Here is a 14,222-nt window from a genome sequence, read left to right as displayed (position 1 = left end):
TGGGGCTCATCTGGCCTTCGGCCAGCAAATCGCCCCACCGCCTCACGCCCCTCGCCGCCTCGTTGGTGTGCGGTCTGTTTTTTGTCTTGAAAGCTTTTCTCATGAGCAAACCTGTTTCGGGTTCCTTCACCAAAACCGCTGACTGGCTGGACTGGTTTGACGGTCCTGCAAAACCTCGTTTTCAGTTGCCTGCCGGCGCGGTGGACGCGCACTGCCATGTGTTCGGCCCGGGTGCCGAATTTCCCTACGCGCCCGAGCGCAAGTACACGCCGTGCGATGCGAGCAAGGCGCAGCTGTTCGCCCTGCGCGACCACCTTGGCTTCGCGCGCAACGTGGTGGTGCAGGCCACCTGCCATGGGGCGGACAACCGCGCGCTGGTCGATGCGCTGGTGCACAGCGACGGCAAGGCGCGTGGCGTGGCCACGGTCAAGCGCAGCGTGACCGACGACGAGCTGCAGACCCTGCACGCCGCCGGTGTGCGCGGCGTGCGCTTCAACTTCGTCAAGCGCCTGGTGGACTTCACGCCCAAGGACGAGTTGATGGAGATTGCCGCGCGCATCCAGAAGCTGGGCTGGCACGTGGTCATCTACTTTGAAGCGGTGGACCTGCCCGAGCTGTGGGACTTTTTCACCGCACTGCCCACCACCGTGGTGGTGGACCACATGGGCCGGCCCGATGTGAGCAAGTCGGTGGACGGCCCCGAGTTCGAGCTGTTCCTCAAATTCATGCGCCAGCACCCCAATGTGTGGAGCAAGGTGAGCTGCCCCGAACGTCTTTCTGTCACTGGCCCCAAGGCCTTGACCGGTGAACAGGCGGCGTACCAGGACGTGGTGCCGTTTGCACGCCGTGTCATGCAGGAGTTCCCCGACCGTGTGCTCTGGGGCACCGACTGGCCCCATCCCAACCTGAAGGACCACATGCCCGACGACGGGCTGCTGGTGGACTTCATTCCGCAGATCGCGCCCACGCTTGAGGCGCAGAAGAAGCTGCTGGTCGACAACCCCATGCGCCTGTACTGGCCCGAGGAGAACTGACATGGCTTTGGACAAACCCTACCTGGACGTGCCCGGCACGACCATCTTCGACGCGGAACAAAGCCGCAAGGGCTACTGGCTCAACCAGTTCTGCATGAGCCTGATGAAGGCCGAGAACCGCGAGCGCTTCAAGAAGGACGAGCGCGCCTACTTGAACGAATGGGCCATGACGGAAGAGCAGAAGCAGGCGGTGCTCGCGCGCGACCTCAACTGGTGCATTCGCCTCGGCGGCAACATCTACTTTCTCGCCAAGATCGGCGCCACCGACGGCAAGAGCTTCCAGCAGATGGCGGGCTCCATGACCGGCATGACCGAAGAGGAGTACCGCAACATGATGATCGCCGGCGGCCGCTCGGCTGAGGGCAACCGCGTCATTGGCGAAGACGGTGATGCGCAGGCACACCGCCAGCCGCAAGGCAAGAAAGTGAACTGACCATGGCACGCATCACCGCATCCGTCTACACCTCCCACGTGCCCGCCATCGGCGCCGCGCTCGATCTCGGCAAGACCCATGAGCCCTACTGGCAGCCGGTCTTTCAGGGCTACGAGTTCGGCCAGCAATGGCTCAAGGACAACAAGCCCGACGTGATCTTTCTGGTCTTCAACGACCACGCCACGGCCTTCAGCCTGGACATGATCCCGACCTTTGCCATCGGCACCGCGGCCGAGTACCAGCCGGCCGACGAAGGCTGGGGTCCGCGCCCGGTGCCCAAGGTCATGGGCCACCCGGAGCTGGCCTCGCACATCGCGCAGTCGGTGATCCAGCAGGACTTCGACCTCACCATCGTCAACAAGATGGACGTGGACCACGGCCTGACCGTGCCGCTCTCGCTCATGTGCGGCCAACCCCAGGCTTGGCCCTGCCCGGTGATCCCGTTCGCGGTCAACGTGGTGCAGTACCCCGTGCCCAGCGGCCGGCGCTGCTACAACCTGGGCAAGGCGATTGCCAGGGCGGTGGCGAGTTTTGACCAAGACCTCAATGTGCAGATCTGGGGCACGGGCGGCATGAGCCACCAGTTGCAGGGCCCGCGCGCGGGCCTGATCAACAAGGACTTCGACAACGAGTTCCTCGACAAGCTGATCAACGACCCCGAGGCCGCGGCCAGCATCCCGCACATCGACTACGTGCGCGAAGCCGGCAGCGAGGGCATTGAGCTCGTGATGTGGCTGATCGCGCGCGGCGCCATGGCCGACGCGGCCGGTGGGCCCAAACCCAAGGCCGTGCGCCGCTTCTACCATGTGCCTGCGAGCAACACGGCCGTGGGCCATTTGATTCTGGAGAACACCTGACATGAGCAAAACCATCAAAGTCGCCCTCGCCGGCGCCGGTGCCTTCGGCATCAAACACCTGGACGGCATCAAGAACATCGACGGCGTTGAAGTCGTCTCGCTGATCAGCCGCGACCTCGACAAGACGAAGGAAGTGGCGGACAAGTACGGCATCCAGCACGTCACCACCGACCTCGCCGAGAGCCTGGCGCTCAAGGAGCTCGACGCCGTCATCCTCTGCACACCCACGCAGATGCACGCCGCACAAACGCTGGCCTGCCTGAAGGCCGGCAAACACGTGCAGGTGGAGATTCCGCTGGCCGACAGCCTGGCGGGTGCGCAAGCCGTGGTGGACCTGCAGAAGAAGACCGGGCTGGTCGCCATGTGCGGCCACACCCGCCGCTTCAACCCGAGCCACCAATACGTGCACAACGAGATCACGGCAGGGCGGTTCAACATCCAGCAGATGGATGTGCAGACCTACTTTTTCCGGCGCACCAACACCAACGCGCTGGGCCAGGCCCGCAGCTGGACCGACCACCTGCTGTGGCACCACGCCGCGCACACGGTCGATTTGTTCGCCTACCAGTGCGGCAGTCCGATCGTTCAGGCCAACGCGATCCAGGGACCGATCCATCCCGCACTCGGTATTGCGATGGACATGAGCATCCAGCTCAAGGCCGCCAACGGCGCCATCTGCACACTGAGCCTGAGCTTCAACAACGACGGCCCGCTGGGCACCTACTTCCGCTACATCGGCGACACCGCGACCTACCTCGCGCGCTACGACGACTTGTTCACCGGCAAGGAAGAAAAGATCGATGTGTCCAAAGTGGCGGTGAGCATGAACGGCATCGAGCTGCAGGACCGCGAGTTCTTCGCGGCGATCAAGGAAGGCCGCGAGCCCAACTCGAGCGTGGCCAGCGTGTTCGCCTGCTATCAGGTGCTGCACGATCTTGAGCAAAAATTGAACGCGGCTGGTTGAAACCCATGCAACAACGACAACTCGGCCCCTTCCAGGTTTCGGCCGTCGGCTTGGGCTGCATGAACATTTGCCACGCGTACGGCGCGCCCGTCACACCCGATGCGGCCGAGCGGCTGCTGCTGTCGGCGCTGGACCAGGGCGTCACGCATTTCGACACCGCCGCGCTCTATGGTTTTGGGGTGAGCGAGACGCTGGTGGGCCAAGCCTTGGCCAGGCACCGCAGCCAGTTCACGCTGGCGAGCAAGTGCGGCATGCAGGGTGTGGACGTGGCGGGTGATGGCAAGCTGGTCCGTGTGATCGACGGGCGGCCCGAGACGATCCGCGCCACCTGCGAGGCCGCGCTCACGCGCCTCAAGACCGACGTGATCGACCTTTACTACCTGCACCGCTGGGACAAGCAGGTGCCGATTGAAGAGAGCGTGGGTGCCCTGAGCGATCTGGTGCGTGCCGGCAAGATTCGAACGATTGGCTTGAGCGAAGTGTCGGCCGTCACGCTGCGCCGCGCACACGCGGTGCATCCCATCACCGCGCTGCAGACCGAGTATTCGCTGTGGACACGCAACCCCGAGATCGCGGTGTTGCAGGCCTGTCGCGAACTGGGTGTGGCCTTCGTGGCGTTCAGTCCGGTGGCGCGTGGTTTCCTGTGTGGCGAGATCGATGTGAGCGCGCTCGGCGCCAAGGATATCCGGCGCACCATGCCGCGCTTTGCACCCGACAACTACGCGGCGAACCTGAAGCTGCTGGCGCCGTTTCAGGTCATCGCGCGCGAGGTGGGTTGCACGCCTGCGCAGCTGGCCATTGCGTGGTTGCTGCACCTGGGCAACGACATCCTGCCGATTCCGGGTACCGCGCGCGAAGACCACCTGCGCGAGAACATCGGCGCGGCCGATGTGAAGCTGGACGCTGCCACCATGGCCAGGCTGGACGCGTTGATCAACCAGCAGACGGTGCGCGGCAACCGCTACAACGAGCAGGCCAACCGCGAAGTCGATACAGAGGCTTACTAGCCCCCACGCTCCGCCGTTTCACGGGTCGCTGCCCCCCGAGGGGGCGCGGCCTTGCTTGGGGCGGCCCTGAGCTGCGGCCATGATTTATCTGGGCTGCCGCACGCAGCTCAAGTCGCCTTCCTTGCAATCCAGAAACCGCTGCAACTCGGCGGTGCGCTCGCGCGTCAGGCGGGCCTGGCATTGCCAGTTGATCATCGGCGCGGCGCTGCCGCCTTCGATGCCGCTCTTCTCGAACTCACACGCCTTCACGCGGTACTGGAGCCACTCGGTCTGTACCTGGCGCAGCAGCTTGCGCTGCTGGTTGCCCACGCTTTGCGACAGGGTCTTGTAGGCCGTGCTGTAAGCGGCGCTGGCGTTCTCGAAGTCCTGAAATGCGCAGGCGTTCAGTGCGCTCTGTGTGCCGGGTGTCTTCGAGCAATCCACCGGTTCCGACTGGTTGCCGGTGGCTGTGGCCAGCGCCAACGCGCAGTGGCAGCTCAGGCCCAGGATGAACAGACGCTTGAGCAGGGTGGCTTTCATGCAGGGGCTCCGCAGCGCCGGGGTGGCGCAGTGATTGCATTGTGCAGCGACCCCGTCCGACATGAAACGAAACAAACCGAAACCGCCACGAGACGACGGATGAGACACGGGCCGGCACCATCACGGTCATGTTCAACCCCTTCTCATCAAGGACCCCGTCATGAAACCCTGGATCAAACGCTCGCTCATCGCCCTGACCGGCATCACCATCGCCGTGGGTGGTCTCACCGCTTGCGGCACGCGCGGTCATCACGAGCATGGCCCCATGAGCGCCGAGCGCATGACCGAGATGCGCGGCAAGCTCATCGACCGCGTGACGAAGAAGCTCGACCTCACCACCGAGCAACAACAGAAACTCGGCGTGCTCGCCGACAAGCTGCAGGCCCAGCGCACCGCCTTCATCGGTCAGACCACCGACCCGCGTGCCGAGGTGCGCCAACTGGTGGCTGGCGAAAAGTTCGACCGGGCCCGCGCACTGAGCCTGCTGGACGAGAAGACCCGCGTGGTGCAGGTGAGCAGCCCTGAAGTGATCAACGCCATGGCCGACTTCTACGACAGCCTCAAACCCGCACAGCAAGAAGAGGTGCGCGAGCTGATGCAGAAGCGCCGGGGCTGGTTCGGGCGCGGCTGATGATGCTGCGCGCTCTGCAGCGACGCAGTGTGAGAATGCCGCATGCACCGCATCTTGCTGATTGACGACGACGAACAGCTCGGGCCACCGCTGGCGACCTACTTTCAGCGCTTCGAGCTGGAACTGACGCACGCGCTGCGACCCAGCGAGGGCCTGGCTCGTCTTCGCAGCGGCGTGTTTGAAGCCACCATCCTCGACGTGATGCTGCCCGAGATGGACGGCTTCGAACTCTGCCGCACCATCCGCAAGGAAAGCGACATCCCCATCGTCATGCTCACCGCGCGCGGCGACGTGATGGACCGTGTGGTGGGCCTGGAGCTCGGTGCCGACGCGTACTTGCCCAAGCCGTTTGAGCCGCGTGAACTGGTGGCCCACATCCAGACCCTGCTGCGCCGGCGCCATGGACACAACGGTCCAGCCAACGGTGCGCCTGCGCCCGATCTGCTGGCTTTTGAGGGGTTGACCATTGACCCTGCGCGGCGCAGCGTGCTGCGCCAGGGCGAAGTGGTGGAGCTGACCGGCACCGAGTTCGAGCTGCTGCACTTGCTCGCGCGCGAGAGTGGGCGTGTGTTCAGCCGCGACGACATCCTCAACCAGCTGCGCGGCCACGAGGCCGACCTCTACACCCGCGCGGTGGACATCGTGGTGAGCCGCCTGCGCAAGAAGCTCGAACCGCTGGACTGCATCAAGACGCTGCGCAACGCCGGCTACTCGCTGGCGTTGCGCCGTGTCGGATCGCCGTTCCCATGAACTGGCTGCGCCGCTTGCGGCACTCCATCAAGCTGCGCCTGCTCGCGGTGTTCCTGCTGCTGGCGCTGTCGGTTGCGTTCATCTTCATCAGCGGCGCGCAAAAGGCATTTTCGCTCGGCTGGCGCGAGGCTGCGCGCCCGCTGCTCATGGACTACGTGAGCCGCCTTTCGGCTGATGTGGCACCGAACGGCACGCCCGAGGTGTCGCGCGCGCAGGCCATCGTGTCGCGCCTGCCCGTGATCACCATCGACATCAGTGGCCCGCGGGTGAACTGGCGCTCATATCCTCAGGCCGACGGCTCGCGCGGACCTCGCGCTCGCCAGCCTGGTGATGATCGCCACGACTGGGGTGATGACCGCGATTGGGATTCGTTGCTCAAGCGCACGAGTGCTGACGGGCACACCATCAGCTTCGGCCTGAACGACACAGCGTTCGAGCGCCGCCCGCGCCTCTTCGGCTTTGCCCTCACCGCCTTGCTGCTCATCACGGGACTGGCCTGGCTGTACGTGCGCCGGCTGCTGCGCCCGCTCGACGACATTCGCGCCGGTGCCATGCGCTTTGGCGCCGGTGAGTTTGCGCAACCCATCGCGCTGCAGCCATCGCGCCGCCACGACGAGCTGGGTGAACTCGCCACCACCATCAACACCATGGGCCAGGACATCCACCAGATGCTCGAAGCCCAGCGCGCGCTGCTGCTCGCCATCAGCCACGAACTGCGCAGCCCGCTCACGCGCGCACGCCTCAACACCGAGTTGTTGCCCGACACGCCGGACGTCACGCCCCAGCGCGACGCCTTGCTGCGCGACCTCGCCGAAATGGCCCGACTCATCAGCGACTTGCTCGAAAGCGAACGTCTGGCCGGCCGCCACGCCGCGCTGAACCGCGAACCCACCGAGCTGGCTCAGCTTGCAAGCGAGGTCATCGATGAACTGGCCACCACCCAGCCTGCGGCCAGCAGCATCCGCCTGCACGCCGCTGTGAATCTCCCCGCGCTGCCGCTGGACCGCATCCGCGTACGGCTGCTGCTGCGCAACCTGCTGGACAACGCGCTGCGCCACAGCGCCGACGCACCGCTGCCAGTGGAACTGCACATCCGCCGCAGCGGCGAAGCGGGGCAGGGCATCGAGCTCGAGGTGCGCGACCACGGCCCCGGCGTGCCCGATGACCAACTGCCCCACCTGGCCCAAGCCTTCTTCCGCCCCGACACCGCACGCACGCGCAGCGCCGGTGGCGTGGGCTTGGGTCTGTATTTGTGCCGCTTGGTGGCGCAGGCGCACGGCGGCACGTTTGCTGTGCGCAATGTCCGGCCCGGCTTGTCCGTGACGGTGGGCTTGCCACCCGCGTGATCGCTGGGTGACAGACAAAAAGAAAGGGAGCCTGGCGGGCTCCCTTGTCGTGTGGACTGGACCAGCGCCAGTCGGGTCAGATGGTTTGGTTTTTCTGACGGCGGCGAGCGGCCATCAAACCGAAGGCACCCAAGCCCAGCAGGGCCAGTGAGCCGGGCTCTGGGACACCGTTGCCGGGAGTACCAACGCACGCTGCACCAACGACTGTCTTGTCGCAGTAGTTACCGGCAAGTGACAGCAGTTTGAAGGCATCGGTGCTGCTTTTGGTTCCAGCATTGTATGCACTCACAAGCCAGTAGCTCGAAAACGTGGAGGTGGAGATGGATTGCGTATTGCCAGATTTCGCACCGACGTCCATGTAATCACCAATCCAGGTCCAGCCGGTCATCGAAGATACAAAGCCCGTCGGCGCAGCAGAGGCGCCAGTCCATGCAAACACAGACACATCCGAATCGTTGTAATTCACAGTGGAACTGCCTGACCCCGTGGTGGTGGGGTTGTCTGTACCGTTCCAGCCGAGTGTCAGGCTGGACAAGGACACGGCGTCGGTGAATTTGAAGATCAGCGCATCCAACCCGCTGTAGTTGTCCAGCGCATGTGGGCCAGACGCGGTTTCAGTTCCACCCTTGCTGATCCCCAAACCACCGCCGCTTCCGCTCCAGGATTGAACCGTTGCGCTGACAGCGCCAGAGCCGGGCGTCGAAGTGGATGTGGAACTCCCACGCACGTCCACGCCATTGCAGGAGCTGTACCCCCCCGACGAAGCGGTCAACGTGCATCCACCCAAGTTCCAGTTGGTGGCTGCCTGGGCAGACGTGCTCAGCCCGAGCAGGCTGGCTGCAGCCAAAGAGAAGAAGAACGAGGAAGAGGCAGTTTGTTGTTTCATGTCAAAGACCTTTTGCAAACTCAAGGAGTGCGTTGGCAGTGGAAAAGCACGAATCGGGCCAGACAAACAAGTACATGGACAATCAAACAGTTACATCGCCTTGCAGGTGGACTGAACAGATAACTGTAAAGAAATTCGACGTCAGTTGAGGGTTTTCAGCAGTTTTGCGGCCTCGTTGGAGCCCTCGAACGGGCGCCCGGTTTTCATCGCTTCGCGCAGTTCGTCCTGGGCTTCTGCACGTCTGCCACTCTGTGCCAGCACCTGGGCCAAGTGGAAGCGAATCTCCGGGTTGGACGGCTCACGCAAGCGGGCATCGCGCAGCAGGCTCAGCGCTTTCTCTCGCTGGCCGAAGTGGTGGTGCGCCCACCCGAGGGTGTCGATCACCAAGGCATTTGCCGGAGCCAGCCCGTGGGCTTTTTCGGCGGTTTGCAGGGCGGTTTTATCGCCGAGCTTGAGCTGCACGTTGGCCAGGTTGTTGAGTGCGGACACATCTTGCGGTTGCAGTGTGAGCAGGCTCTGGTAAGTCTTGCCCGCGTCAGCGTACCGGCCGGCTCGCGCATGCAGGTTGGCGAGTGCATTGAGCACAACCGTGTCCTTGGGCGCCTGCCGCAACCGCTGAGTGGCGGTCTCCTGGGCGCCTTTGTCGTTGCCCAGAGCTTCCAGCGTCTGCATGAGCTGCAGCGTGGAGCCGCTTGAAGGCTCCGTGGCGTGTGCCTTGCGAAACGCTTCCAGCGCAGGGCCGGGGCGGTTCTGGGCCAGCGCGAGATCGCCCGCCAGCGTGTGGCCCACGGCACGGCGGGGGTACTTCTGCACGATGCTGCGCGCACGCTGTTCGGCCTTGGCCACCTCGCCCCGCTGAAACTCCACGCGGGCCATGAGCACCTGGGCGGGTACCGAGTCGGGTCGACCGGTGAGGGCCTTGTCCAGGCTGTAGTAAGCGCCGTCGAGGTTCTGTGCCGCCAGTTGCTGGTTGGCAATTTCGACCTGGAGATCGGCGTCGAAGTCGGCCAGCCGCGTGGCCCGTCCCAGTGTGCCGCGTGCGCCCTGGGCATCGCCCATGGCCAGTTGGGCGCGGCTGTAGAGCAGCAGGCCGGTGATGTTGTCGGACGATTTGCCCTGCGCAATCTTGGCTTCGGCCAGGGCTTGTTCGGGTCGCCCGGCGCGCAGGTGCAGATCGATCAGCGCGAGGTTCCAGCGAAGCTCGCGCGCGCCCGAGTTGTCCCGGGCCTTCTCCAGCCAGGTCTGGGCTTCGGCTGTTTTGCCGCGCAGGTCGGCCACGCGAGCCATGTCGGCCAGCGCGTCGGTGTCGCGCGGGTTGGTCTTGAGCAGGTTGGAGAGGCGTTGTTCGGCCGCATCGAGTGCCCGGGCGTCCAGGTCCAGGCGCGCCAGGTTGAGATGCGCCTGTGTCAGGTCGGGCGACAGTTGCACGGCTTTCTCGAAGGCGGCCCGCGCGGCTTTGGCGTCGCCGTTCTGTGCGTGGGCGGTGCCCAGCAGGTTGTGCAGGCCGGCGTTGGTGGGTTGCTGGCTCACCAGTGTCTGGACCAGCGACAGCCCTTTGGCCGGCTGGCCTTCGCGCAGGTACAGCTGCGCCAGCACGATGGCTGCGGCCAGTTGTTTGGGGTCTTTTTTGTACGCGGCTTCGAGCTCGGCCACCGCACCCGCGGTTTGGCCGGAGCCCAGCAGGCTCATGCCCAGCGTCGTGCGGTATTCGGGCAGGTCTTGGGACTTGAGCGTTTGTTGCATGAGGGTGGCTGCCCGCGCGTGTTTGCCCTGCGCGATGTAGACCGAGCCCAGCAGGTTGCTGGCCAGGCCATCGCCTGGTTGGTTCTTCAGGTAGTTCTCCAGCAGGGTGCCGGCTTCGCTCACGTTGCCGGTGCTGAGGTAGATGCGCGCCAGCAGCCGGGTCACCGGGCTGTTGGGCTGCGTGCGCAGGAACGCTTCGAGGTACTGCCGGGCTTTTTCGGGTTCGTTGAGTCCGTGGTGGGCCAGCCCGTTGAGCATGAGCAGTTGCGAGCGGTAGCGCATGAACGACATGGGCACCGGGTCCAGCAACGAGGTCACCTCTCGCAAGGCTGCCTGCGCCTGCGGCACCTGGCCTTTGCGCTCGGCCAGCAAGGCCTTGAAGTAGGAGCCGCGCGGCTCTTTGGGGGACACGCGCAGCAAGGAGGCCACGTCTCGCGCTGCATCGTCCAGCCGGTTGAAATCGAGGTGCAGGCCGATCTGTGCGATCAGCGCTTCGGCATGACTGCCGTCAAGTTGCAGGGCGCGCGCGTAGGCGGCTGTTGCGCCGGGCAGATCGCCCTGCACGTGCAGGATCGAGCCTTTCTGGTAGTGGGCCTCGGCCATGTTGGGGGCAATCGCGAGGGCTCGCTCCACCGCCTGCTGCGCCTCGGTGAAGCTCTTGCTGCGAATGCGGATGGGCACTTCGGCCAGCCACACCTCGGGCGATCGGTTGTCGATCTGTCGTGCTTCATTGATGGACTGCAGCGCGGGGGCAATTTGCCCCAGGTCGGTCTGTGCGCCTGCGCGCAACAGGTGCATTCGCAGTTGCAGGCTGCTGGGCAGGCCGGCGGTTTGCAAGGCGGGGTGGGACAGCATGGCGAGCTGCTTGCCCTGGGCAACCATCGACTGCCCGAGCCGCTCCACCACCTCGGCCCGGTTCACGCCGAGTCTCAGTGCTTCGCTGAACGCAACTTCGGCCGCCACCACATCGCCGTTCTCCAGCAATGCCTTGCCCATCAGCAGTTGAACCGGCAAGTTGTTCGGGTTCTCCTTCAATGCGTTCTTGAGCTGGATGACGGAGCCGGCGTAGTCCTTTTTCTCGAAGCGTTGCAGCGCGTCTTCGTAGAAGCGCGATGCCGACGGGGCGCCTTGGGCCACTGCCACACCGCTGGCGGCACACAGGAGCGCCGAGAGCAGCAGTGAAGGGAGGCCGACGGTGGGGGCGAGCGGGCGCGGAGTCTGTTGTTTCATGTAGCTATTTTCACTGAAAGTTTCAATTCAGTGGCTCTCTTCGAATGCCTTCCGTGCTGCAAGAATCACGTTGCGGGCCGATATCGCGAACCCCGCTCGCGTGTTGGTCCGTGTGTTCCAGCCAGCAAAAAGGGGAGCCGCTGGCTCCCCTTTTTTGGTTCTTCCGAAGCGCCTTACAGCGTGTCGATGAAGCTGCGCAGCTTGTCCGAGCGGCTGGGGTGCTTGAGCTTGCGCACCGCCTTGCTTTCGATCTGGCGGATGCGTTCGCGCGTCACGTCGAACTGTTTGCCCACTTCTTCCAGCGTGTGGTCGGTGGACATCTCGATACCGAAGCGCATGCGCAGCACCTTGGCTTCGCGCGGCGTGAGGCTGTCGAGGATTTCCTTGACCACTTCGCGCAGGCCGGCCTGCATGGCGGCCTCGATGGGCGCAGTGTTCGCTTGGTCTTCGATGAAGTCGCCCAGGTGCGAATCGTCGTCGTCGCCGATCGGCGTTTCCATGGAGATCGGCTCTTTGGCGATCTTCATGATCTTGCGGATCTTCTCTTCCGGCATCTCCATCTTCTCGGCCAGGATGGATGCATCGGGCTCAAAACCAAACTCCTGCAAGTGCTGGCGGCTGATGCGGTTCATCTTGTTGATGGTCTCGATCATGTGCACCGGAATCCGGATGGTGCGCGCCTGATCGGCGATCGAGCGTGTGATGGCCTGGCGAATCCACCATGTGGCGTAGGTCGAGAATTTGTAGCCGCGGCGGTATTCGAACTTGTCCACCGCCTTCATCAGACCGATGTTGCCTTCCTGGATCAGGTCCAGGAACTGCAGACCGCGGTTGGTGTACTTCTTCGCAATCGAGATCACCAGGCGCAGGTTGGCCTCGATCATTTCCTTCTTGGCGTCGCGCGAAGTGGACTCGCCCGAGTTCATGCGCTTGTGGATGTCTTTCAGGTGCGCCAGCGGCACAACCACGCTGCTCTGGATGTTCATCAGGCCGGTTTGCAGTTCCTGCACCGGCGGGATGTTGCGCTCCATCACCACGCTCCAGGGCTTGCCGGCGGCGGCTTGCTTCTCCACCCATTTCAGGTTGAGCAGGTTGGCCGGGAAGTCGGCGATGAACTTCTCCTGCGGCATGCCGCACTTGTCCACGATGATGCGGCGCAGTTCGCGCTCTTTCTTGCGCACGTCGTCCACCTGGCTGCGCATGGTGCTGCACAGCTTTTCGATGGCCTTGGCGGTGAAGCGGATCGACATCAACGTTTCGGTGATGGCTTTCTGCGTCTTCAGGTAGGTCGGCGTGCCGTAGCCTTCCTTGTCGTAGGTCTTGTGCAGCTTTTCGAACAGCGTGCGCATGGTGTCGAAGCGCGTGAGGGCTTCGCGCTTGAGTTCTTCGAGCTTGCGGGTCAGGGCTTTGGAGCCGCCCTTGCCGTCGTCGTCGTCGGCTTCGTCGTAATCGTCGAAGTCTTCTTCGGCCACGTAGTCATCGGCGGCGTCGGCGTCGGCAAAGCCGTCGACCACGGTGGAGATGACGACCTTGCCGCTGCGGATGTCTTCGGCCATCACCAAAATTTCGGCGATGGTGGCCGGGCTCTCGCTGATGGCGGCCATCATGTCGTTCAAGCCGCCTTCGATGCGCTTGGCGATTTCGATTTCACCTTCGCGCGTGAGCAGCTCCACGGTGCCCATTTCGCGCATGTACATGCGCACGGGGTCGGTGGTGCGGCCGAATTCGCTGTCCACCGTGGAGAGAGCCGCTTCGGCTTCTTCTTCGGCTTCTTCTTCGGTGGCGGCGGTGGGGCCGGTGTTGTTCAGCAGCAGGGTTTCGGCGTCAGGCGTTTGCTCGTACACCGCCACGCCCATGTCGTTGAGCAGCGAGACCACCACTTCGAGCGTCTCAGCTTCGACCAGCTTGTCGGGCAGGTGGTCGTTGATCTCGCCGTGCGTGAGGTAGCCGCGCGTCTTGCCCAGCTTGATGAGGGTCTTGAGGCGTTCGCGGCGGTTGCGCGCTTCTTCTTCGGACAGGACGGTTTCGTCCAGGCCAAACTCCTTCATCAGCGCGCGCTCTTTCGCCTTGCTGATCTTCATGCGCAGCGGCTTGACCTTCTCGGTCGTGGTGGACGTGGTGTCGGTGGCTTCAGCCTCCACTTCACCGGTCAGATCGTCTTCGATGTCGCTCAGGTCGGCGTCGTCCATGTCGCCACCGGAGGACTTGCCTTTGGCGTCCGCCTTGGGCTTGCGGCCGCGCTTGGCTGCTGGTTTGTCGTCGCCTGCGGCGGCCTTGGCGGGGCGGCCGGCCTTTTTCTTCGCTGGCGCGTCGTCGAGCAGTTCGGAGTCGAGCGCCTTGACGGCGGCTTTTTTGGCGGGCACGGCTTTGGCAGCGGCTTTGGCAGGGGTCTTGTCGGTCACAGCAGGAGCTTTCTTCGGGGGCAAAGCCGGGGCGGTGGCGCGGGTGACGGCCTTCGTGGCGGGTTTTGTGCTGGACGAGACGGGCGTGCTGGATTTCTTCGCGGGCATGAGGACCTCAGAAAAATGTCGAACTGGAACCGGCAGAACACACAAAAAACGCCTGAAGGCCGCGCGACGCGGTCCATCCCGGTGATTTTGTTGGGCACAACGCCTGTCTTTCGCCGGAAAGGGCAGGCCTGCAAGCTGTTGGGGCGAACATTTGGTGTGCAGTCCTTGCGGGGTTCCGTCAGGCCCGGGTGGGGTCGCTGAGGTGGCCAGGAGAAGTGTCCATGTAGCCCTGTTCAGGGGCCGGGCCGGTGCCGGAGGTGCTGCTGTCGCGCTTGCGGTGCAAAACCATGGATTATACCGCGCCGCCCGTAT

General features: G+C 64.1%; 12 protein-coding genes. 8 read left to right on the top strand and 4 right to left on the bottom strand.

Annotated elements, in window-relative coordinates; genetic code table 11:
* The first annotated feature begins 101 nt into the window (after positions 1 to 101).
* The 5 genes from ACN4F8_RS19440 to ACN4F8_RS19420 are packed head-to-tail and all read left to right on the top strand — an operon-like array spanning position 102 to position 4,295.
* The gene (locus tag ACN4F8_RS19440) at positions 102 to 1,034 is read left to right on the top strand and encodes an amidohydrolase family protein (protein WP_419475080.1); all 933 of its coding nucleotides are present in this window, start codon (positions 102 to 104) and stop codon (positions 1,032 to 1,034) included.
* A gap of 1 nt (position 1,035) precedes the next feature.
* Positions 1,036 to 1,467 carry a protocatechuate 4,5-dioxygenase subunit alpha gene (ligA, locus tag ACN4F8_RS19435; protein ID WP_419475078.1) on the top strand — a complete coding sequence of 144 codons (432 nt, stop codon included), beginning with the start codon at positions 1,036 to 1,038 and terminating at the stop codon, positions 1,465 to 1,467.
* A 2-nt stretch (positions 1,468 to 1,469) separates the two neighbouring features.
* Positions 1,470 to 2,324 carry a class III extradiol dioxygenase subunit beta gene (locus ACN4F8_RS19430; protein ID WP_419475077.1) on the top strand — a complete coding sequence of 285 codons (855 nt, stop codon included), beginning with the start codon at positions 1,470 to 1,472 and terminating at the stop codon, positions 2,322 to 2,324.
* A 1-nt stretch (position 2,325) separates the two neighbouring features.
* The gene (locus tag ACN4F8_RS19425) at positions 2,326 to 3,288 is read left to right on the top strand and encodes a Gfo/Idh/MocA family oxidoreductase (protein ID WP_419475076.1); all 963 of its coding nucleotides are present in this window, start codon (positions 2,326 to 2,328) and stop codon (positions 3,286 to 3,288) included.
* A 5-nt stretch (positions 3,289 to 3,293) separates the two neighbouring features.
* Entirely contained in the window at positions 3,294 to 4,295 is a 1,002-nt protein-coding gene (locus tag ACN4F8_RS19420) for an aldo/keto reductase (protein ID WP_419475075.1), read from the top strand.
* 84 nt (positions 4,296 to 4,379) lie between these two features.
* Here the strand turns inward: ACN4F8_RS19420 and ACN4F8_RS19415 are convergent, their stop codons facing one another.
* Complete coding sequence (locus ACN4F8_RS19415) at positions 4,380 to 4,814, bottom strand: lysozyme inhibitor LprI family protein (protein ID WP_419475074.1); 435 nt, start codon at positions 4,812 to 4,814, stop codon at positions 4,380 to 4,382.
* Between the two features lie 160 nt (positions 4,815 to 4,974).
* Between ACN4F8_RS19415 and ACN4F8_RS19410 the strand changes: the two genes are divergently transcribed.
* From ACN4F8_RS19410 to ACN4F8_RS19400, 3 genes are read left to right on the top strand one after another with little or no spacing between them, the layout of a single operon-like run.
* A complete protein-coding gene (locus ACN4F8_RS19410) occupies positions 4,975 to 5,445 on the top strand; it encodes a Spy/CpxP family protein refolding chaperone (RefSeq protein ID WP_419475073.1) in 471 nt (156 codons plus the stop codon).
* A 42-nt stretch (positions 5,446 to 5,487) separates the two neighbouring features.
* On the top strand, positions 5,488 to 6,195 hold the full coding sequence (locus ACN4F8_RS19405; RefSeq protein WP_419475072.1) for a response regulator transcription factor: 708 nt from the start codon (positions 5,488 to 5,490) through the stop codon (positions 6,193 to 6,195).
* Entirely contained in the window at positions 6,192 to 7,541 is a 1,350-nt protein-coding gene (locus ACN4F8_RS19400; RefSeq protein ID WP_419475071.1) for a HAMP domain-containing sensor histidine kinase, read from the top strand. The genes ACN4F8_RS19405 and ACN4F8_RS19400 overlap by 4 nt, the downstream gene beginning before the upstream one ends.
* Positions 7,542 to 7,617: 76 nt before the next feature.
* Here the strand turns inward: ACN4F8_RS19400 and xdp1 are convergent, their stop codons facing one another.
* The 3 genes from xdp1 to rpoD form a co-directional block, all read right to left on the bottom strand.
* Entirely contained in the window at positions 7,618 to 8,427 is an 810-nt protein-coding gene (gene xdp1 / locus ACN4F8_RS19395; protein ID WP_419475070.1) for an exosortase-dependent surface protein XDP1, read from the bottom strand.
* Positions 8,428 to 8,568: 141 nt separating this feature from the next.
* Positions 8,569 to 11,400, bottom strand: coding sequence for an XrtA/PEP-CTERM system TPR-repeat protein PrsT (prsT, locus tag ACN4F8_RS19390; protein WP_419475069.1), 2,832 nt, complete (start codon positions 11,398 to 11,400; stop codon positions 8,569 to 8,571).
* Between the two features lie 173 nt (positions 11,401 to 11,573).
* On the bottom strand, positions 11,574 to 13,910 hold the full coding sequence (rpoD, locus tag ACN4F8_RS19385) for an RNA polymerase sigma factor RpoD (protein ID WP_419475068.1): 2,337 nt from the start codon (positions 13,908 to 13,910) through the stop codon (positions 11,574 to 11,576).
* Positions 13,911 to 14,222 lie beyond the last annotated feature (312 nt).

It is taken from the genome of Hydrogenophaga sp. (assembly GCF_048549895.1).
Taxonomy (GTDB): Bacteria; Pseudomonadota; Gammaproteobacteria; order Burkholderiales; family Burkholderiaceae_C; genus Hydrogenophaga.
The sequence above is the reverse complement of the archived record's forward strand: the minus strand, read 5'-3'. Positions and strand labels throughout refer to the sequence as shown.